Origin of the sequence: Bacillus sp. FSL K6-2865 (assembly GCF_040311405.1) — a bacterium.
In the GTDB taxonomy this organism is placed as follows: domain Bacteria; phylum Bacillota; class Bacilli; order Bacillales; family Bacillaceae; genus Bacillus; species Bacillus velezensis.
Genome location: NZ_CP152036.1, coordinates 3,624,944 through 3,646,849, shown reverse-complemented (window position 1 = coordinate 3,646,849; position 21,906 = coordinate 3,624,944). Strand labels below are relative to the sequence as shown.

General features: G+C 43.2%; 16 protein-coding genes. 8 read left to right on the top strand and 8 right to left on the bottom strand.

Going from position 1 to position 21,906, the window contains the following annotated elements; genetic code table 11:
* Positions 1-37: 37 nt before the first annotated feature.
* The 3 genes from NYE42_RS17910 to NYE42_RS17900 form a co-directional block, all read right to left on the bottom strand.
* Positions 38-763 carry a hypothetical protein gene (locus NYE42_RS17910; RefSeq protein ID WP_064108207.1) on the bottom strand — a complete coding sequence of 242 codons (726 nt, stop codon included), beginning with the start codon at positions 761-763 and terminating at the stop codon, positions 38-40.
* Between the two features lie 105 nt (positions 764-868).
* On the bottom strand, positions 869-1,726 hold the full coding sequence (locus tag NYE42_RS17905; protein WP_352426624.1) for a Cof-type HAD-IIB family hydrolase: 858 nt from the start codon (positions 1,724-1,726) through the stop codon (positions 869-871).
* 154 nt (positions 1,727-1,880) lie between these two features.
* Complete coding sequence (locus tag NYE42_RS17900; protein ID WP_015418358.1) at positions 1,881-2,867, bottom strand: LCP family protein; 987 nt, start codon at positions 2,865-2,867, stop codon at positions 1,881-1,883.
* A 304-nt stretch (positions 2,868-3,171) separates the two neighbouring features.
* Between NYE42_RS17900 and NYE42_RS17895 the strand changes: the two genes are divergently transcribed.
* Both NYE42_RS17895 and NYE42_RS17890 read left to right on the top strand, forming a co-directional pair.
* Entirely contained in the window at positions 3,172-4,548 is a 1,377-nt protein-coding gene (locus NYE42_RS17895) for a sugar porter family MFS transporter (protein ID WP_015418357.1), read from the top strand.
* Positions 4,549-4,642: 94 nt separating this feature from the next.
* Positions 4,643-6,055, top strand: a complete 1,413-nt coding sequence (locus tag NYE42_RS17890; protein WP_352426623.1) for a bifunctional glycosyltransferase family 2 protein/class I SAM-dependent methyltransferase — start codon at positions 4,643-4,645, stop codon at positions 6,053-6,055.
* A 3-nt stretch (positions 6,056-6,058) separates the two neighbouring features.
* Here NYE42_RS17890 and NYE42_RS17885 read toward each other — a convergent pair whose 3' ends face one another.
* From NYE42_RS17885 to NYE42_RS17875, 3 genes are read right to left on the bottom strand one after another with little or no spacing between them, the layout of a single operon-like run.
* Positions 6,059-7,189, bottom strand: coding sequence for a Ger(x)C family spore germination protein (locus NYE42_RS17885; RefSeq protein WP_032867485.1), 1,131 nt, complete (start codon positions 7,187-7,189; stop codon positions 6,059-6,061).
* Positions 7,186-8,292, bottom strand: coding sequence for a GerAB/ArcD/ProY family transporter (locus NYE42_RS17880; RefSeq protein ID WP_352426622.1), 1,107 nt, complete (start codon positions 8,290-8,292; stop codon positions 7,186-7,188). Before NYE42_RS17880 ends, NYE42_RS17885 begins: the two co-directional genes overlap by 4 nt.
* 5 nt (positions 8,293-8,297) lie before the next feature.
* The gene (locus tag NYE42_RS17875; RefSeq protein WP_352426621.1) at positions 8,298-9,749 is read right to left on the bottom strand and encodes a spore germination protein; all 1,452 of its coding nucleotides are present in this window, start codon (positions 9,747-9,749) and stop codon (positions 8,298-8,300) included.
* Between the two features lie 217 nt (positions 9,750-9,966).
* Between NYE42_RS17875 and manA the strand changes: the two genes are divergently transcribed.
* Both manA and NYE42_RS17865 read left to right on the top strand, forming a co-directional pair.
* Positions 9,967-10,917 (top strand): mannose-6-phosphate isomerase, class I, encoded by a 951-nt coding sequence (gene manA, locus NYE42_RS17870; protein ID WP_342497111.1) that lies wholly within the window; start codon positions 9,967-9,969, stop codon positions 10,915-10,917.
* A 123-nt stretch (positions 10,918-11,040) separates the two neighbouring features.
* On the top strand, positions 11,041-13,680 hold the full coding sequence (locus NYE42_RS17865) for an N-acetylglucosaminidase (protein WP_199022198.1): 2,640 nt from the start codon (positions 11,041-11,043) through the stop codon (positions 13,678-13,680).
* 125 nt (positions 13,681-13,805) lie between these two features.
* On the opposite strand, the gene NYE42_RS17860 is transcribed toward NYE42_RS17865, so the two are convergent.
* The gene (locus NYE42_RS17860) at positions 13,806-14,975 is read right to left on the bottom strand and encodes a CDP-glycerol glycerophosphotransferase family protein (RefSeq protein WP_199022197.1); all 1,170 of its coding nucleotides are present in this window, start codon (positions 14,973-14,975) and stop codon (positions 13,806-13,808) included.
* 32 nt (positions 14,976-15,007) lie between these two features.
* Complete coding sequence (locus tag NYE42_RS17855) at positions 15,008-15,778, bottom strand: WecB/TagA/CpsF family glycosyltransferase (protein WP_007407501.1); 771 nt, start codon at positions 15,776-15,778, stop codon at positions 15,008-15,010.
* A 355-nt stretch (positions 15,779-16,133) separates the two neighbouring features.
* On the opposite strand from NYE42_RS17855, the gene tagD reads away from it, so the two are divergent.
* From tagD to tagG, 4 genes are all read left to right on the top strand, one after another.
* Positions 16,134-16,523 (top strand): glycerol-3-phosphate cytidylyltransferase, encoded by a 390-nt coding sequence (gene tagD / locus NYE42_RS17850; RefSeq protein WP_003151361.1) that lies wholly within the window; start codon positions 16,134-16,136, stop codon positions 16,521-16,523.
* A gap of 157 nt (positions 16,524-16,680) precedes the next feature.
* Positions 16,681-18,699, top strand: a complete 2,019-nt coding sequence (locus tag NYE42_RS17845; protein WP_352426620.1) for an alpha-glucosyltransferase N-terminal domain-containing protein — start codon at positions 16,681-16,683, stop codon at positions 18,697-18,699.
* 50 nt (positions 18,700-18,749) lie between these two features.
* Positions 18,750-20,912 carry a CDP-glycerol glycerophosphotransferase family protein gene (locus tag NYE42_RS17840; RefSeq protein ID WP_352426619.1) on the top strand — a complete coding sequence of 721 codons (2,163 nt, stop codon included), beginning with the start codon at positions 18,750-18,752 and terminating at the stop codon, positions 20,910-20,912.
* 154 nt (positions 20,913-21,066) lie between these two features.
* Positions 21,067-21,894 (top strand): teichoic acids export ABC transporter permease subunit TagG, encoded by an 828-nt coding sequence (gene tagG, locus NYE42_RS17835; RefSeq protein ID WP_017418800.1) that lies wholly within the window; start codon positions 21,067-21,069, stop codon positions 21,892-21,894.
* Positions 21,895-21,906: the final 12 nt, after the last annotated feature.

Here is a 21,906-nt window from a genome sequence, read left to right as displayed (position 1 = left end):
AAAAGACGTCAGAGAGTGTCTCTGACGTCTTTTTCTTTTACCGTTTCGGCGCTCTGTATCCGGCCGCTACCGCATCCTCTACGGAACAGAACATTTCCGCGGGATCTGTCGTCCGGTCGTAGTATGTACTTCCCGGCGTGTGATAAATGCCGTTCCGGCTGCCTTTAATGTCGCATCCCTGTGAGGTGCCGGCTGCTTTCGTTTCGGCATGTCCGCCGGAGGAAGGGGCATTGTTTTGCGCCGTTTCCGCGTTTTCGGATGTTTTTGTTTCTGCTTTCTGCCGCTTTAAAGTTTTATTTTCTGACTGAAGCGTTTCAGCGGTCTTTTCGAGCTTCTTTTGTGAATTTTTTAATGTCTCATTGTCTTGTTTGAGTGATTTGTTTGTTTTTTTCAGCTCGCTTATCTCTTGGCTGAGTTTGCTGAGTTTTTCTTCATTGCCGGCTTCGGCTTCGGATTTCTCCTTTTCGGCCGCGGCACTGATGCTTTCATATTTTTTCTCAAGCGCCTGGTGTTCCTTCGTCAATTTTTGATAAGCGGTATCAAGGGTGCTGTATTTCTCCTCTGCCTTCACGGCCGAGGCGTCCGGCTCTGCGAGGGAGGCGCCGGTCAGAAGCAGGATAAATCCGCCGATGAGAAGGGGCCAAAACAGCTTTTTTGAAAAACGTTTTTCTTTTTTGGCAGCTTTGCATATGAGGTGGAATATTCCGTATCCGACTGCGCAGAGAAAAGCTAAACATCCTATAATAGCGATTGCATTCGACATCATGAAACTCCTTTTTTCTTTATATTACAATTTATTTTCATTTTTGGGAATTTGTTTTTTGGGAAACGTGAAAAGCCAGGCCGTGAAAGACCTGGCTTTTTCCTTTTATTGATCGTTGTCGAGAAGCCGGTTGATGAAATATGCGACGCCGTTTTCATCGTTGCTTTTTGTAATATACGTGCTTTTTTCCTTCAGTTCATCAATCGCATTGCCCATGGCGATGCGGTTTCCCGCCGCTTCAAACATGGAGAAATCATTCGGGCTGTCGCCGATGGCGTAAATATCCTGTTTTTCAATTCCGTACAGTGAGGCAAGCTCCGTCAGAGCACGTCCCTTTCCGGAACCGGCAGGGAGGATTTCGATAATGTGTTTTCCGGAAGATGTCTGGGATAATTTCGGATGATGTGTAATTTCTTCTTTGGCGTTTCTCAGTTTTTCCATATCAAAAGAGAAACAAAGAAGCTTATAAACATGTTCGTCTCCGTTAAAAATCGCCTGTATATCCTCTACGGGTTTAATGCCGAATTGTTTGAACTGCGTCTTTGCGCCCTCCCATAATGTCTGAATATCTTCCTTGGGATTGGCGCTTTTCAGAATATCCAGTTCTGCCTGCAGTTTGGACTCGCCGTCAAATGGGGACAGCAGATGATCATCTGTATAGACCTCAAAGTAAATGTCTTTGTCCGTTAAATAAGCGGCGATATCCTTCCCGGCCTGCTGATCCATTAAGAGCCGGCTGACGAGGCGGTATCCTTTGTCATGGACTGTCCCGCCGTTTGCCGCAATGATCGGAATATCCAAATCCTTCAAGAGCGCTTTTACATCAAACGTGGCTCTGCCCGTGCAGATGGCCACGAGAATGTCCGCTTCATCCGCTCTTTGTAAAGCCGCTCTGTTTTCCGGAGAAATCACACTGTCCGAGTTCAGTAATGTGCCGTCTAAGTCAATGGCTATCAATTTCATATGTATGGATGCCCTCCTTAAAAATAAAGCTGCTTCATGTAGTATGTTCAGCTTTGTGCGAAATCAGCAGAAAGCCTTCAGTTAAAAGGCTATACCTTCATGTCCTTTTTTTCAACAGAAAAACGGCGGGATTTGCTAATCCCGCCGTGACGTCTTACGCGTTTAAATCATTTTTTAATTTCGTTTTCACTTCTTGAAGGTTTTCCTCATTCAGCTTGAAGTAATAAATATTTTTGCCGTACTGAGGAGTGTAAATATAGCTGTCTGAACCTGTCAGCTGCAAAGAATCCACCGATTTCAGCGATGTGATAAACGGGAACAGACCGATGGCGTCATTAAGAGATAAGTTCATTTTTAAGTTTTTCCCTAAGCTGTCGACGATATCGTCATAAGATGGGATCGAGCTTAACGATTTAGATTTTTTAATAATGGCGCTCAGCACTTCCATCTGTCTTTGTCCGCGCATCAGATCGGTGTCCGCTTTGCGTGTTCTTACATAAGCCAGTGCCTGCTCACCGTCAAGCGTCTGGACGCCCGGCTTCAGCACGACTTTTCCTTTTGTATCGACTTTAATACGATCGGCAACTTTCTGGCTTTTCACATTTACCGTAACGCCGTTCAACTCATTGACGACATCGCGGAACGCGTCGAAGTTGCTCTCAACCACATAATCTACCGGAATATCAAGCATGTTTTCTACTGTTTTATAAGTTAAATTATAACCGCCGTAAGCATGTGCGTGCGCGAATTTGTCATAGCCGTGTCCCGGGATGTTGACATAGGAATCCCGCGGAATGCTGAGCATCGTCGCTGTTTTCTTTTTCCGGTTGAAGGTGACGAGCACGTTGGCGTCACTTCTTGCGTCATCTACTGATTCGCCCTTATTGTCACGGGCGTCTATTCCTAAAAGCAATACGGTGAAAGAATCCTTCTTCGGGTCAAATTCTTTGATCCGTTTTACGGACTGGTCGCCGCGGTCAAGGCTGACGTGCGCTTCTTTGGTCGCATTATTCAATTTCACAAATGCGTAGGTGCCGACGGAACCGGCGATCACCAATAAGAAAGCGGCGAATACCAGTACAAATTTCACCCATTTTCTGAGGCGTCTTTTCTTTTTTCTGCGTTGAGATCGTTCTTCCATATCATTACCTCTCGTTTCTATTCTTTGTGAAGCGTACCATAATTGTTGACTTGGAGCAACTCTGCAAATGAGAAAATTCAAAATCTTTCTCTCTATTTCGACAACATCTACTGTTATTTTTGCATCAGGTTCACATTATATTGGACGGCAGGAAGCGGGAAATGTTTCGTCGCTTTGTAAAAAATAATTAGTAAAATAATGGATATTAACGGTGCGGAAGGTTTGAAACGGACGAAAACAGGTAAAAGAAGCAGTAGAACAATTCCGCGCGGATACAGCGTTGGATGAAGGGAGTCTACATAACATGAAAAGCATACACTCGAATAAATGGCTCTATTTTTTCGGCGCACTCGGCGGCGCGTTATACGGATATGATACCGGAGTCATTTCCGGAGCTATTTTATTTATGAAAAAAGAACTGGGACTGAACGCCTTTACAGAAGGCCTCGTCGTCAGTTCGTTATTGGCGGGGGCGATTCTCGGATCGGGGTTTGCCGGCAAACTGACCGACCGGTTCGGCAGGCGGAAGGCCATCATGGGAGCGGCGCTGCTGTTTTGTATAGGCGGTTTAGGAGTCGCTTTTGCCCCGAATACAGAGGTGATGGTTCTTTTCCGGATCATTCTCGGACTGGCTGTCGGAACATCTACAACGATCGTTCCGCTCTATTTATCGGAGCTGGCTCCGAAGCATAAACGAGGGGCGCTTTCTTCGCTGAATCAGCTGATGATTACGGTCGGAATCCTCGTTTCTTATATCGTGAACTATATATTTGCCGATGCGGGCGCTTGGCGCTGGATGCTTGGACTTGCGGTTGTGCCGTCAGTCATTCTGCTGATCGGAATCCTATTTATGCCGGAAAGCCCGCGCTGGCTGTTTACGATCGGCAAAGAAGAGAAAGCAAGAGAAATCCTTTCATCATTGCGGGGAACGAAGAATATTGATGATGAGATTGAGCAGATGAAAGAAGCGGAAAAGGAAAACGAAGGCGGCTTGAAAGAATTGTTTGAGCCGTGGGTGAGACCCGCGCTGATTGCCGGCCTCGGACTTGCCTTTTTGCAGCAATTCATCGGGACAAATACAATTATTTATTACGCCCCGAAAACATTTACCAGTGTCGGGTTCGGCAATTCCGCGTCTATATTGGGAACGGTCGGAATCGGCGCCGTCAATGTCATCATGACGCTTGCGGCTATTAAAGTCATTGATAAGATCGGCCGGAAGCCGCTGCTGCTGGCCGGTAATGCGGGCATGGTCATCAGTCTGCTCGTATTGGCCGCGGTCAATCTTTTCTTTGAACATTCAGCAGCCGCATCATGGACAACGGTGATTTGTTTAGGCCTGTTTATCATTGTGTTTGCGGTCAGCTGGGGGCCTGCCGTATGGGTCATGCTTCCTGAATTATTCCCGCTGCATGTCCGGGGTATCGGGACGGGTGTCTCCACTTTAATGCTGCATGCCGGAACATTGATTGTCTCATTAACCTATCCGATGTTAATGGAAGCAGTCGGCATCAGCTATTTATTTCTCATTTATGCCGCGATCGGGATACTGGCATTCCTGTTCGTCCGGTTTAAAGTGACCGAGACGAAGGGGAAAAGCCTTGAAGAAATTGAGCAGGATCTGAAAAGCCGTAACGGAGGCTCGGGATCAGAATCAAATCGGCGGACAGTTCATCCGTAATATTCAGTTTTAGGGGGGCGGTTATTCACCGGCCCCCTCAAAACGGATGCCGAGCGGGCGCCCGGTCACATAAATGACGGGGATATGTCATACGTTGTATAAAGTCACGATAAAGGCGGGGATGCCGGTGAAAACGAGTATTATTATCCTTACATATAATGAACTTGAGCTGACGAAAAAATGTCTGGCCAGCATTGAACGATACACCGACAAAGATAAGATTGAACTGATTATAGTTGACAACGGTTCCTCAGACGGAACGAGAGAATACATATCAAATCTGCCTGACGTCAAAGTCATCCTAAATGAAAAAAACCTCGGGTTCGCCAAGGGGTGCAACCAGGGAATCGAAGCGGCAGGGGGAGAAAATCTGCTGTTTCTGAACAACGATACGATGGTCACGAAAAATTGGCTCACCTCCATGCTGAGGGTGCTGTATCAATCTGAAAAAACCGGTATGGTCGGGCCCGTCAGCAACTATGTCAGCGGCGCGCAAATGATCCATGACGCATATCAATCGCTTGATGAGCTGGAGTCATTCGCGGAGGCGTATTGCGAACGGGAAAAGCATCATACAAAGCGGGTGCTGCGCCTTGTCGGCTTCTGTCTTCTGGTGAAAAGAAGCGTCATTGAAGACATCGGCCCGTTCGATGAACAATTCGGATACGGTTCTTTTGAAGATGATGACCTATGTCTGCGCGCACTGCAAAAAGGCTACAGCCTGCACATCGCCCTCGATGCCTTTGTGCATCACCACGGACATGCGACGTTTACGGCTAATCAGGATATCAATATCAATCAGTTATATTCGGAGAACCGCCAGCGTTTTAGGGAAAAATGGGGCACTGATTTTACGTACTTTACTCATCCGAGACCGGAAATTGCGGAGCTCGTTCCCCGGGAGGCGAAACGGATACTTGATGTCGGCTGCGGCGCGGGGGCTACGGGGCTGGAACTTCAAAACAGACAGCCTTGCGAACTGTACGGAATAGAGCTGCACCCGCTGGCGGCGCAAGCGGCAAAAGGACACTATGAAGCGGTGCTGCAGGAAGATGTCGAAGAAGTGAAGCTGCCTTATCCGGAAGGCTTTTTTGATTGCATCATTTTCGCGGACATCCTTGAGCACTTAAAAGACCCGTGGCGCGTCATTGAAACGTACTCATCCTATTTGTCGCCTGCCGGATCAATCGTTTGCAGCATTCCGAATATTTCCCACGCCGAAGCGCTGTTCCCGCTTCTGCTCGGTGACTGGACATACAGAGACGCCGGTATTCTCGACCGCACCCACTTGCGGTTTTTTACGCCGCAGACGGTGCGCACGCTCTTTCCGGAAGAGACATTTGACGTGAAAAAGCAGTCCTATACGTATGTTCACGTGGATGAGCGGGTGCAGCTGTTTTTACAGGAAATCACACGAATGGCGCAATCGATGCAATTTCCGGTGACACAGCTGCCCGAACAAAGCCGGATTTATCAGATTCTCCTCCGTGTCGAAAAAAAACGCTGAAGGCTACCGTCCCATCGTTCCGAAGTTGGTAATCTGAATGGAAACATCATAGTCAAAAGCCGCTTCGGAGAAGGTCTCATCCCAATGATGCTTTACTTTCTTCCAATAGTCGGGATATTGAATGCGGACTCTGTCAGAAAAGAATACAGGGTCCGTTTCATATTGATTCTGCAGCTTATCGATGACTTCTTTCACATCGCTTTTCAGTTTTTTTTCGAAAATCTTTTCCAGCCCGTTTAAATAGTGCTGATCGAATGAATCTTCTCCGGCATATTGGTCCTCTGACAAAAGTCCTTTTGTTTTTACCGCTACATGAAATGACAGCTTCCCGTTTTTCAGCCTGGGAGTGATGGCGGATGTTGATTTTTTGATCTCGAAGGTAATCGGGTGCCCCCCTTTATCCAAAGCGGGCAGCACGCCGCCCCGTATCGTCCCCATCAGCCAATTCAGGCTCTGTATTTCGTATGATGACAGAAAGCCCGCCAATCTGTTTTGTTTTGCGTTTTTGATAATGGCCGCTCCGTCATACACCGTTTTTCCTTTTTGATTGCTGACGGCCTGAATGAGAAAACTGAGTTTATTATGGCAGTAAATCGAAGCTCTCCCGATTCGGAGCGGTTTTAAAATCTTCCCGTTGTAGCCGCCGTTGTTCGTAAGGTCGATCAGCTTTTCCGCGGCCATGGGCTGCTGCTGATTCGGCGTCGGCTCCGTCAGAATATCGGACGCTTTTCCTCTTGCCGCGAAGAGATAGCTGCTCCGCCGTAATTCATCATCGCGGATAAAATGATTCATCATCTGCAGTATATTTTGGTCGGCCAGCAATTTGTCGCTGAATATCAGCACTTTTAAGTGATCGCTGTAAACAGGCGGATCTTTTAAAGCGACTTCACTGACGGCTTCAAGAATGGTATCCCCCCGCGTCGTCACATTGACAAACACGGGCCGGCCGGAAGCCTGGCTGTTTTCGCTTTGGGGCAGCAGGTTTTGATAGGTTAATTTATATCGGCGGTCACTCGTCTCGTCTATCGCCAGCCCCCGGGCGAAAGACAGCTTTTCGACTTCCTTCGCGTCCCAGCATCCTGAAAGCGTCATCAGTATGAAAAGCGCCGCCGCCCATTTTATGAAAAGTGTCATGACGTCTTTTTCCTCCCGGCTATTTTTTTCATCCAGCTGACAAACCAGATGAGAAAAGGAATCATAATGACGGCAAAAAACGCATATCCGAGAATATTCGCGAATGCAAACACACTGTTGATATCATCGGGGTACATTGAAAGGCCGAATGTCACTGCCAATAAGCCTCCCAGCAGCCAGGCATTGTTTTTATTTTTCAGTTTGAAAATGGTGTTTAATCCGAGATGCGCTCCTTTAAAAGAACCGAGCATACAGGTGAACTGCTGGCATGTCCACGTGATTAAAAGAAAGATATCAAACCGCTCAATGAAAATACCCCGGATTTCCAAGGCGTGAATCAGGGAAATGGTCGGATACGTCACCGTTTTGGCTTCAGCGACCGACATACAGCCGATGACGACAAGCAGCGTAATGCTGTAAAATAAGCCTGCGCTGGCGATGCCGAAGACAGCAGCCTTTTTCGCCTGCTTCGGATTTTTCATAAACGGCACCAGATACAGAATCACCTCAAGTCCTGAAAAATACAAAAGGGTCCGCGGAAACATCTCAAAAAAGCTTTTGTAGCCTCCTTCCATGACCGGGCGGACGAAATCCAGCTTAAACAGTCTCAGGCTGAATATAAGCAGCGTAATCAGAATGACGATCGCAATCGGAAACAGATAGGCATAAAGCTTTGAAATGGGATAGACCCCGCCGGTCACATGGTAAATGCCGACCGCCAGAAAGATGAATATGACGACACCCATCGGCGTATTTTTCAGTAAAAAGTAATTGATGACTTCACCGAGAAATCGGGCTTGAAAACAGACGGTGACGACAAAATAACAGCTGATGAATAAATTCAGAAGAGAACCGATAGCGCGGCCCATGATGCTTTGATTCAGCTCATAAATGGTTTCCCCGCTGTTTTTCTGCAAAAACGGCATAAAGAGCAGGACGATGCCGATAAACACGACACTCTGCACAAGAATAATGATCCATCCGCTCGGACTGTCCGCTGTTGCGGCGGAGCGCGGCAGTGTTAACACGCCCGCTCCGATCATTGTTCCGCTTACCATGAGAAGTGTCTGCATAAACGACAGCTTGTCTTCCGGTTTTTTCATGGGGATCACCTTTGCTTGATTTTATCTTTCGTCTCTTTTCTGGTCGGCCGTTTTTTCAAAAGAGGCGTCGGCAGTCTGACGATCGTATCTTTTAAGTCTTGGCCAGGCTGCGCCATGATCGGAATGATATAATCCTGGCCGAAGCTTTTCAGGCGCATCAGATGGCCGATGACAAGCAGATAGCACATGATCAGTCCGTATAAACCTAATATCGCCGACAGAATCATTGAAAAAATACGGATGAGCCTCAGCGGAAAATTGAACGCATAGGAGGGCGCCGTAAAAGAAGCCAATGCCGTAACGGATACGACAATGACCATCATCGCGCTGACGATGTTCGCCTGAACGGCGGCCTGCCCGATCACCACGCCTCCGATCAGGCCGATCGTCTGTCCGATCGGCTTCGGCAGCCTGAGTCCGGCTTCTCTGATCATCTCGATCGTAAAAATCATGATGAACGCTTCAACAAAAGGAGGGAACGGGACATTCAATCTGCTTCCGGCAATCGTAACCGCCATTCTCGTCGGTAAGAGCCCCGTGTGAAACGTAACGAGCGATATGTAAAGGCCGGGTAAATAAATCGTGATTAAAATGCATGTATACCGAAGCAGCCTGAGAAAGGTAACCGGAACCCACCGCTGATTATAATCGTCAGGGGAGTGGATAAATTCATCAACGGTAGCCGGCACCAAAAGGGTAAAAGGCGTTCCGTCTACAAGAATGGAAACCCTTCCTTCCAAAAGAGCGCCCATAACCCGGTCGGGCCGTTCGGTCGTCAAGACGGTCGGGAAAATAGAATACGTGTTATCTTCAATAAGCTGCTCGATCGCTCCTGATTCCGGAATGTCGTCAATGGTGATGGACTCCAGTCTTTTCATCACTTCTTTTACAACATCATCAGGGGCAATATCCCGAATGTAGGCAACGGCGATCCGCTTTTTTGTCCGTTCGCCGAGTGTGATCTCTTTGATCTGGAGGTTGGGATCACCGGACTGCTCGCGCAAAAGCGCCGTGTTCGTCCGAAGCTTTTCGACAAAACCTATCCTCGGCCCCCGTTCAAGCACTTCTGAAGACGGTTCTTCAATATCACGCATTTTAAATGTTTCCGTCTCAAACGAAAGAGCTTCCTCCCACCCCTCCGCCAGCAAAACCGATTTGCCGGAGAAAATGTCTGCCTCCGCGTCCTTAAGTGAAGAAAGCCGGGTATGACGATAGCCGAAAGAGATGGATGACGGCGGTGTTTCAGCCGGTTCCTCTTGATGCCGGGCGGCCGCCTGCACGGGCGAAATAATATATTCCGCAAGCAATTGATTGTCGGTCAGTCCGTCTATATAGATAAGACAGGCGTCACATTTGCCGTTTCCGTACGTAAACGAATAAAACATCATGTCATCGCTTTGGCCGAATCGTTTTTTCAGCGCTTCAAGGTTTTTGCCGAGCTCCGCATGTATCGTCACAATGTTCCCCCCTTTTTCATCAGTTATTTTAATTTGCGACAAACAAGGCATTTTATTCTGGAATAGGAAATGACTGAGCATTCCGCCCCATCCGAATGGTATAATGAGCAGGTCAGCCATTTTATACATATTGTTTTAACCGCGGCTCCCTCCGTGTTTTAAAAAAGACACAGGGGGAATGGGATATGAGCCGCTTTTTAAGGGGAGGGGAACGAACATGACGCAAGAGCCGATTTTTTTACAGCCTGTATGTAAAGAAAAACTATGGGGCGGCACGTTATTACGCGAACGATTCGGATATGACATACCTTCAGAAACAACCGGCGAATGCTGGGCGGTATCAGCCCATCCGCACGGAATGAGCACGGTCAAAAGCGGTCCGTATCAAGGGAAAACCTTGATGGAACTGTGGGATCAGCATAGAGAATTATTCGGCGGAACGGAAGGGGACCGGTTTCCGCTGCTGACGAAAATACTGGACGTCAAACATCATCAGTCTGTTAAAGTCCATCCTGACGATTATGACGCCGAGGAGCATGGACAGGGTGAAACGGGGAAGTCTGAGTGCTGGTACATTATCGACTGTAAAGAAAATGCGGAAATCATATACGGTCACACGGCCCGTTCGAAAGCGGAACTTGTCACCATGATTAACAGCGGTGACTGGGAAGGCCTGCTGCGCCGCGTGAAGATCAAACCCGGTGGTTTTTATTATGTGCCGAGCGGTACCATCCATGCCATTTGCGCGGGGGCGCTCGTGCTTGAAACACAGCAGAATTCAGAGGCCGCCTACCGGATATATGATTACGGGCGTACAGATCAAAACGGCCAGGCGCGTGAGCTGCATATCCGCGATGCCGTCAACGCCGCCACCGTTCCTCATGTGGACGGATTTTTAGATGAATCAACTGAAACGAGAAAAGGCGTCACCATCAAAACCTTTGTGCAGGGAGAATATTTTTCTGTATACAAATGGGATATCAGCGGGACGGCGGAAATGACCCAGGACGCTCCGTTTATGCTGTGCAGCGTCACAGAAGGAAGCGGCTCCATCATCTGTGAAGGCAAGTCCGCCGAGCTTGAAAAAGGCGCGCATTTCATACTGCCGGATCAGATGCCTGACTTTACGATAAACGGAGATTGCACGCTCATCGTTTCTCATATATAAAACCAAACTTAATCCCAGTCTGGGATTAAGTTTTTTTTATATATATATTTCACTTTAAAAATTGAAGCACTTTCCGATAAAAGTAGTAGTGTGATAGATAAATATAGAGAAGGAGGAGAGGTAATGAAAAAAAGTTTGGCTGCCGCAATGTTATTGTCAGCGGTTACTCTTGAATTTTTCACGATAACAGACTCAGTAAAGGCAGCTTATATTGACAATTCCATTTATCAGTTAGAAACAACACAAAAGTTTGCTTCTGAAAGTGAGGCTTCTCAGGCAGTTGCAAAATTGAAAAAAGATACCGGATGGAAAGCAGACTATCAAAAGAGCGGAACGTCTAAGAACTATCAAATATCTGCTTCAGGTCTGACAAGCGAAACGAATGCTAAAAGCGTACTAAGCGATTTTACGAAGCAGACAGGCATTAAAGGAACATCAAGTCCGACGGGCAGTAAGCAGCCCTATTATACTGCAGTTTCCGGAACTATTTCAGGTGAACAGCAGGCTAATAACTTGCTTGATAAAATGAAAAAGGAAACAGGATTAACCGGTACTGTTAAACCGAATGGTGTGAAGCAGCCTTATATAAGCATTGTTACATCTGAACTGACAAGTGAGGCCAGTGTAAAGGCAGCTATTCAAGAGTTAAAGAAGCAGACTGGAGTCAATGCTAATTATCAAAAACTTGAACAGGAACCGGAGATCATTCAAATTCTATCCGGAAAAATTCAAGGAGAGAAAACAGCATCCCAAGTGAAAAGCAGTTTTCAAAAAGATTCTGGGCTGAATGCCACGTTAAACATGACTGATAAAGGCCAGTCTTACTACATTGTTACAACGAATTCTTTGATTAATAAAGCAGATGAGGCGAAAAGTCTTATCAAACAGCTTGAACAAAGCACAGGCGTCAAAAGCAGTTACAAAACCATCAATAATAAAAAAACTATCACATCGTATAATATAGAAACGGGTTATTTTAATGGACTGAGTATGGTTAAGAATGCCATCAGCCAAATAAAAAATAACACTGGAATTAAAGGGACCTACCAAAAGGTTGGGGCTACAAATAATTATTTTGTGAAAATGAAAGATGTCAGCCCGGAAAAACTAAAAAGTCTTCAAGCCTTTTTTAAGAAGAAAAGATGGCATATGACTTATACAGCTGTAAAGAAAACGTCAACACAAACAACTTATCAAGTGATAACAAATGCTGTAACAAACGCACAGGCAGATAAAGCAGTAAATTTTCTTAGCAGAAAAAAATTAAAATCATCAAAATCAAATTCAGGAAAAACAGCTGCTAATCAATATCAGCTGTTATCACAACAGACTGCTGACAAAACAAAAGTAACAAAAGGTTTAAACTCTTTAAAGAAAAGCGGTATTAATGCAACTGCCAAATCTATAAAACAACCAAAAGGAATAACTTATAAAATTAAGACAGAAGCCTTGCTGGACACAGCTAAGATTAATCAAGTCAAATCTTTCTTCAAGACAAAAAAATTAACGGCAGTAAGTGAAAAAACCGGTAAATCCGCTTATACGCAATATCAAGTCACTGTTAGTGACTTATTAAATCAAAAAGATATAGATCGTGTGTTAACTTTTTTTAAAACAAATAATGCGAAAGGCAACGCCAAACAAAATGGCAAAAGCACATACACGCAATATAAATTAGTTACAGATCAAATCAGCACATCGTCGGCTTTAAACAAAGGACTGAGTTTCTTTAAGGCAAAGAACTTATCAGCAAGCTACACTACTAAAAACAATCCAATATACAGTATAGTGATTACTGAACAATTTACAGGAAAAAACAATGCTGATAAGGCTGCAAGCAAAGTGAAGCAGCTTTATGGGTGGGCAGTTTCAAGTGTTGAGGTGAAAAGCGGTCCTCAAATAATGGAAACAAATTATAATATTACGATGAGTGAAATGGTCGCGAAGCAGTTAAAAGCGAACCCGCAGACGGATTCAAGTGCCTACGTATCTCTATCTTATATTAATAGTGCAAATTCTACCGTAACCGCAGATTTTCTTAATGTCAGGTCCACTCCAGAGGTAAAGAGCAATAATATTATAGGAACAGTGACAAAAGGTTATAAGGTTAATATCATTAGTGTAGAGAATAACTGGGCAAAAATTAAAATGGGTTGGCGGAAAGCAAGCGAGGAAGAAGTTTCCTACTATGTAAACCCCGCAAACTTTTCTGTGTCAGATAAAAGTTATTTTCAGTTTTTGAAGTTATCGAAATATGCAGGACTGACAGCATCAGAAGTCAATACGAAGATTTTAAAAGGGAAAGGAATTCTTGAAGGAAAAGGTGAAGCTTTTATTAAGGCAGCTGAATCTAACAGTATTAATGAGCTCTACCTGATTTCTCACGCTTTATTAGAGACCGGAAACGGTACCTCAGAGCTGGCAAACGGTGTGACCTATAATGGGAAAAAGGTATATAACATGTATGGCATAGGTGCATATGACGGAGACGCTGTGAACAAGGGTGCCCAATATGCATATAACCAAGGATGGTTCAGTCCTGAAGCAGCGATTACTGGAGGGGCCAAATTTATCGGACAGAGTTATATACACAATGCCGTATACAACCAAGATACCTTGTATAAAATGAGATGGGAGCCTTCTGTAAGCCACCAATATGCATCTGATATTGGTTGGGCGTATAAGCAGGTAAACAGAATGTACAGTCTCTATAGTCTGTTAGATAACTATCAGCTTTACTATGATATTCCTGTCTATAAATAAACGTGTTAAAGAGCTCGGAGTCATACTTCCGAGCTTTTTTCAATATTAAATTGGACAGATGTCTTTTTGTTTGTACGATTATTTTTAAGCACTATGGAGGCAATGTAAATATATAAAACACCCGTTCAATTGTGTGAACAGGTGTTTTTGTATGTTATTTGTTCTTCTGCAAATTGGAGCAGTTTGCTGCTCGAATTCCCATCTGAATACATATTCCATTTGTCCGCGAACCGCTTCATTTTTTCTGCATGAAATGGCTTTTTCGTCATTTCCTCCAGAAGGGCTTCGCTGTCATGACAAGCCTTTCCGGGGATGACGGAAGTATAATTGTCGATTAAACCGCGCTTTTGATCATATTCCTCCAGATCATACGTGAAAAAGAAAATCGGTTTATTTAAGAGCGCGAATTCAAAAGGCACGGAAGAGTAATCCGTAATTAAAATATCAGCCGCTTTCAAGAGATCATGAAGACGCATGTCAGACACGTTCTTGATCAGTTCGCTTTCAAACGAAGCCGAAATCTGATGCAAAACGGCAGGATGAAGCTTTACAAGCAGCATATACTCTCCGTTTAACGCGTTTGTGAGCTGTTCTTCGGTGAATGGCAGCCGAAAGGATTGCATATCATAATCCCTGAATGTCGGTGCGTACAGGATGATTTTTTTCGGCCATTTGTGCTTCAGTTCGGGCTTGTGTTCTTCATAATAGACGTCAGTCAGGGGGACACCCGTTTTTAACAGCTGGCCGTCCCGTATGCCGAACGACTTTTTAAAAACGTCAGCCATCGCGTCTGAACCGACGGTGACAAAGTCAAACGAGCGGTACACTTTTTTAAACCGGCTGATATCTGATGCCGGACGGTTTTGATTCGTCACATCCTCAAGGCCGAACTTTTTCAAAGAGCCGTTCGCATGCCACACCTGAATGCATGTCGTCTGCGGCCGGCGGTTTAAGACGCTTGTCATGAGGAAATAGTTATCCGTTATCACCGCTTTGCTCTTAAAAAGGATCAAAACCGCCTTCAAAAGATGCAGCGGATGTTTTTCGTTTAGATAAAAAGAGCCGATACCTTCCAGCTCTTCTTTCAGACTGACGGCATGTCTCGTATACAAAACCGTCATTTCATAAGAAAGCGATTCAGCGTGCGCTTTGTAAGAACGGATGAGAGCCTGCGCATTTTCTTCAAAAGATACCAGCAGGGTCAGGTGGTTCTTGGGCTTTACAGGCTTGAACAAAACGCCGAGAACAGACAGATATATAGAATAAAAAGCGGCGAATAAAGATCGCAAGTTCATAGATTACCAATCTCTTTTGCTGTTTTATTTGTTTAAAGCTGTTTCGTTTGATCTTCTGCCTGCTTGGAATACAGGCTTTTATTTGATTTATTATTTCTCAAAACGGTAAAAGCATACTTCGGAATGTTCAGCATCCTTTTCCATCTCCACGGATTCGTCACCAGTCTGTACAGCCATTCCAGATTCGTTTTGATCATCCATTCAGGGGCGCGTTTCACCGTTCCGCTGAACACATCAAAGCTTCCGCCCAAACCGATCGATACAGCCTGAGGGAAAAGATGTTTGTATTCATAAATAAATTGTTCCTGATGGGGATATCCTAAGGCGACAAACACGAGATCGGGTTTCGCCCGGGAAATCTGTTTGGCGACGAAGCGTTTATCCGCTTCATAACCGTTGCTGGCTCCGACAACCTCAATATTCGGATACTCTTTGCTGATCCGGTTCAAAACGGCGTCAAGCACGTCTTGTTTAGCTCCGTATAAAAATATTTTTTTAGACTGCCGGTTTGCGAGGCCGAGCAGCGCAAGAAACACATCGAATCCCGCAATTCTTGATTTCAGCGGGTGCTGCGTCAAACGTGACATTAACACGACGCCGATACCATCCGGCAGGACGAAATCCGCGGAAGAAATGACTTGATGATAACCTTTGTCTTTCGCCGCAGCGTATCCGATCTCAGGATTGACCGTCGCAATGACGGCTCCTTGCTTCTGTGCGATATAATAAGTGTCTAAATATGAAATAAACTCCTGTAAATTTCCATTAACATAAGAAAGGTTGTGCACCATTTCAGTCTGCATCTGCCGTCCTCCTTTTTGTACGGGATTTTCTTTCACTTTTTCGTGAATTAGGCTAAGCTTTATTTTAACATAATACCTTCAGATAAACTTAACAATAGTTTTACAAAAATATAAATAAGATAACAATTTCTTTAATCATACGCGCAAAAACCCTGCTAAACTCCTATTGTAATAACATTTGTTAATAAGTGGAATGTAACTTCGTTTTACATTGGCTTAACCTTTTCAGGGCTATGTGATATAATGAGATTCCATGAGTACGAAATTGGCACTTTAGTGATTAAGGATACAGCTGCGCAGCATTTCAGAGCAGTTGCTTGTTATACGTATGATGATAGAAAGGAGCTTTTGTTTCATGAAGAAGGTCATTACTTACGGAACGTTTGATTTACTGCATTGGGGTCATATTAAACTGCTTGAGCGCGCAAAGCAGCTTGGAGATTACCTTGTTGTTGCCATCTCAACAGACGAGTTTAACCTGCAAAAACAAAAAAAGGCCTACCACAGCTATGAACACAGAAAGCTGATTCTGGAAACGATCCGTTATGTCGACGAAGTCATTCCGGAAAACAGCTGGGATCAAAAAGTACGTGACGTAGCGGATCACAACATCGACGTGTTCGTAATGGGAGACGATTGGGAAGGCAAATTCGATTTCCTTAAAGATCAATGCGAAGTCATCTACCTCCCTAGAACCGAAGGCATTTCCACCACACAGATTAAAAAAGAAATTGCCGGGGTGTAATACGGAATTATTGAATGTATGAACTGTTCAAAGTACTTCTTATTTGCTGATAAGGAGTACTTTTTGATGCTTAAATAGGTTTGTTATAATAATCTGAGGGAATAGTATTATTTTGCAGTGTTTTACTAAATTCCATATGGTGAAAGGGAGAAAAAATTTGTCCAATCAGCCTATTAACGATAATAATGAGCTTCCCGATATGATGTATTATTTTATCTCAGGAGGCCTCCCGGATGATTACGGAGGTCTGACCAAATCACTATTATTGCGTTCTAAACTATTCGGAGAAGAGAGTCAAAAGAATACCGCCTTTCTTACTTTTAAATTTGATTTGGAATTTCGGAGAAAAAAAAACGAACTCTTTGAAAGAAAGAAAACGGACCCTCAATATACACAAGTTATCAACATGTACGATGACTTTCTAAGTAAAAGAACAAAAGGCAAGCGGATTTATTCGGAGAAAATTGAGCTGAATCAAATAAAAAAACATGTCAGTAAGGGGAAAGTAAGCAAAACTATCTCAAAAATGTTCGGAAAATCATCAAACGATTATAATCTTTCAAATTATTCAGGCAGTGATGACGTGCGTTACGTAGATTACCTGAATGATGAAAAACAAGTAATCAAAAGGGAAGAATACAATAAAGAAGGAAAACCCGTCATTGTCTCTCATTTTGATACAAAGACGAATCAAATCTTCCTTCAGGAGTTTATCAACAACGAAAATGTCGTTTATCTGGAAAAGCACTTCATGTGGGATGACCAAAGTGAAGCAGTCAAATTCACACATTTTACTTGGTACTCAGAAGAAGACCCTTTAACATTTAAGGATGAATTTGAGTTGCGCAGGCATTGGATTGATATTCTCCAAAAAGAAAACGATCGGCCTAAACTATTTCTGGTCGACAGCAGACTACAGGATAAACATGTCTTCAGAGTGAAAAAAGCGCCGTCATCTTATTATGCCGCGATTATTCACAATAAACATTATGGTGATAATAAGTTCCAGATCAAAGGACGCTATAAAGAACTTTTCGGTCAAATAAATAACCTTGATGCCGTATTTTTTATCACTGAGGAGCAGATTGCAGATTTCAGTTTGATTTCAGGGGAAAAAGAGACATTCTTTTTTACGCCACATACGATTAATAAACCGCTTGATGAAGAGGTTTTGAAAGTTCCGAGCGAACGAAATAAAGCGGTTATTATCTCTCGGATTGTACCAATGAAAAACCTGACGCATGCCGTTAAAGCGTTCAAACTTGTTGTAAATGAAATCCCGGATGCGAAACTGGAAATATTCGGTTCTGGAGGAGAAACAGAGAAAATCAAAAAGGAAATAAAAGCTCAAATCCTCAAGAATAATGTATTGCTGAAAGGCTACACGAACAACCCTGATTACGAGTTTCAAAAAGCGTGGCTGACAATTTCAACTTCTCACTTTGAAGGCTTCGGTCTGTCCAATATGGAAGCATTGAGCAATGGATGCCCGGTCGTAACTTACGATTACGATTACGGTGCCAGAAGCTTGGTAGAAGATGGAGTAAACGGCTATGTAATTGAACAATATAATATAGAAAAGCTGGCTGAGGCCATTATCTCTTTAATGAGAGATGACAGCACTCACAAACAATTTTCACGTCTAGCCTTTAAAATGGCGGAGAAATACTCTAAACCAAACTATATTAAAAATTGGTCATATGCTCTTTTCAAAATGGTTGAAGTGAGAAAAGAAAAGGAACGGCTTGCTGAAAAAGTCGGTTCTAAAGAACACCCGATCACATCTTTTGAAAAAAATGCCAGCGGATTAGCGATCAGCGTTTCAGTGTCTGACCAGAATGATGCATTTGAAAAAGTCCGAATGGTTGGGATTGATCGGAAAAACAAATCTGAAATCATATCCGTATCCGCTGATCAACCGGCTCAGCCATTTTATATAGATTTTGAAAAGGACATCCAAAAAGAAAAAATTGACGCAAATCATACTTCGGTTCTTGACTTTTACATTCAATATATAACAGCTGACCATATCCGTATTCTAAGAAGGGTATCCAGCCGTGAAGTCAATTTCGGCGAAAAAGATCGGTTTATGAATAACGGATATACTTTCGAACCTTATACGACTGTGAAAGGGAATTTCTCTATTAAATTAAACAAAAAGGATCACATCGATTAAGTGAAATCGGTTAAGTGAAGAGCTTTAATTCAGAGGAGCAGAAAATAAGTATGGATGAAAATACCGTGAGCAAATGTATTTTGAAAAGCTTAAAAAATAATGTGGGAGACCTGGCACTCTCTATTTCACTTGAAAGCGAAGAACCGTTAGCTGAGGAAGTGAAATGTTATTTAAAATTAAAAGAACGGCGTTCCGGAGCCGAGGATGTTGTTATTTTAGAGAAAGAGAGCCCGGCTCAATACAGTGCATCAATTAATATTCACTCGTTTCCTGAACCTTTAGAAATGGGACAGACTTATGATTTTTATGTGGTACTGGGGGAACCGGCAGCGGAAGAAGAACAGCCGAAGCAGGTGCGTTTATCTGTGGAAGCTGAAGCGATTGAGCGTGCCTACCACCTTGATCATACGACTGAGCTGTTAATTTTACCTTATACAACCGATAAGGGCAATTTCTCTTTAAAGGTAAAAAGAGAAGCGAAGATTGTGAAGTTTGATGAGATTCAGCTGAAGGCAGAAGAGATTATAATTTCAGGGTATGCAGGGTATCTAAGTTCGGAGAATCAGCTTTCAGTTAAAAACCTGCAATTTGTCATTAAAAAAGGGGGAGAAGACCCTGTAGAAAAACATTTCCCTATTGAAATGACGAAAAAAACGGAGAATATTGAACAGTTTCGGGAAGATGCATTCACCCCTGAAATTTTTGATTTCCAAATAAAAATTTCATTAAAAGATATTCCTTATTCTCTGGAAAAACGATTTGTCTACCGTATGTTTATGGAGTTTCATTGTGAAAACGACGAAGCTGAACCTATTGTTCTCAGCAGCACTCCGCTTGTGCTCGGAGACAGAAAAAATAAACTGAAAGGCCTCATAAGCGTTGTGAATAAAGACAGCGGACCGGTCAGGTATGAGGTATATAAAAAGAAGAAAAAGCAGACTGTTTGTATCCGTGTGAACGACTACAGCCTGAAAACAAGGATGAGATACTTCATAAAAGGGAAGAAAAAACGTTTCATTTCCAAAATGAAAAAACTGAAAAAACGCAGAAATTCCCTCATTACGAAAGGTTATAAAGTTGTTTTCAGAATGGCGAGCAAAATGCCTGTTAAAAGCAAGACCATTATTTTTGAAAGCTTTAACGGCAAACAATACAGCTGTAATCCGAGAGCCATTTATGAATACATGCAAATCAATCATCCGGAATATAAAATGTATTGGAGCGTAAATAAACAGTATGCAGCGCCTTTTAAAGAGAAGGGCATTCAATACATTAACAGGCTTTCTATCAAGTGGCTGTTTGCTATGGCGCGGGCAGAATATTGGGTCGTCAACAGCCGTCTGCCTTTATGGATTCCAAAGCCGGAACATACAACCTATCTTCAAACATGGCACGGCACGCCTTTAAAAAGACTTGCAATGGATATGGAAGAAGTTCATATGCCGGGTACTAATACGAAAAAATATAAAAAGAATTTTATTAAAGAGGCATCCAATTGGGATTATTTAATTTCCCCTAATGCCTACTCGTCTGAGATATTTGCGCGCGCCTTCCAATTCAATAAAACTATGATTGAATCAGGTTATCCGAGAAATGATTTTCTTCATAATGATAATAATAATGAGACAATCACAGCGATAAAAAGAAGGTTAAACCTGCCTGAGGATAAGAAAATCATTCTTTATGCGCCGACATGGAGAGATGACCAGTTTTATGCTAAAGGCCGTTATAAATTTGACCTTGATTTAGACCTGCATAAATTAAGGGAAGAGCTCGGGGATGAATATCTCGTTATTCTGAGAATGCATTATCTTGTGGCCGAAAATTTTGACCTCGGTCCGTTTGAAGGGTTTGCTTACGACTTTTCTGCACACGAAGATATTCGGGAATTGTATATGATTTCAGATCTGTTAATTACCGATTACTCTTCTGTATTTTTCGATTTTGCAAATCTGAAACGCCCGATGCTGTTTTTTGTTCCCGATATTGAAACATACCGGGATAAACTCAGAGGGTTTTATTTCGATTTTGAGAAAGATGCTCCTGGTCCGTTAGTGAAAACGACAGAGGAAACGATCGAGGCAATCAAACATATTTCATCACCGGATTATCAGCACCCGGTTTCATTCAAACCTTTTTATGACAAATTCTGTTACCTTGAGTCAGGACATTCTTCTGAGAAAGTCGTAAAGATTGTGTTTGAATCTGAATAATAGAAAAACCCCTTTGTATCAAGGGGTTTTTCTATTATGCTTTACAAACCTTTTAGCAGCATTTGCATGCGGCTTGAAAGTGAAAAAAAATTTGATTTCTGGTACAATTATCAGCGATGCTTTATAAAATCAAATCAACCTAAGGAAGATTAAAATGAATGCTGTAGTGAAAATACTAAAAGAGCAAGTAACATCATTTCCTTTAATCATGCGATTAGCGGCCTATGAAACAAAGTCTAAATATCAAATGAATTATTTAGGCGTTTTATGGCAGTTTTTAAATCCTCTTATTCAAATGCTCGCCTATTGGTTTGTTTTTGGATTGGGGATCAGAAAAGGGGGGCCGATGGCTACAGGTGCCGGAGAAGTGCCTTTTATTCTGTGGATGCTTGCAGGTCTGATACCGTGGTTTTTTATAAGCCCGACAATACTGGACGGATCAAATAGTGTATTTAAAAGAATTAAAATGGTTGCTAAAATGAATTTCCCAATCAGTTCTTTGCCGTCTGTCGCCATCGCTTCTAATTTGTTCAGTTATGCAATTATGATGGTGATCTATATCATTGCATTGCTCGCCAGCGGAATCTATCCGAGCCTTCATTGGCTTCAATATATTTATTATTTTGTTTGTCTGATGGCTTTCTTATTTTCGTTCAGCTTGTTTAATTCGACAATCAGCGTGCTGATCCGAGACTATCAGTTTCTTCTGCAGGCAGTGACAAGACTTTTGTTTTTCCTCCTGCCGGTTTTTTGGGATATTAACTCAAAGCTGGGGGCAGCTCACCCGGAATTGGTTCCTGTCTTGAAGCTGAATCCGCTTTTTTATATAATTGACGGTTTCAGGAACAGCTTATTAGATGGTCAGTGGTTCTTTCAAGATGTGAAATATACACTGTATTTCTGGCTGTTCACCTTATTTTTGTTAACAGTCGGTTCTGTTTTACACATGAAATTCAGAGATAAGTTTATTGACTTTCTTTAATACGTAAGGAGA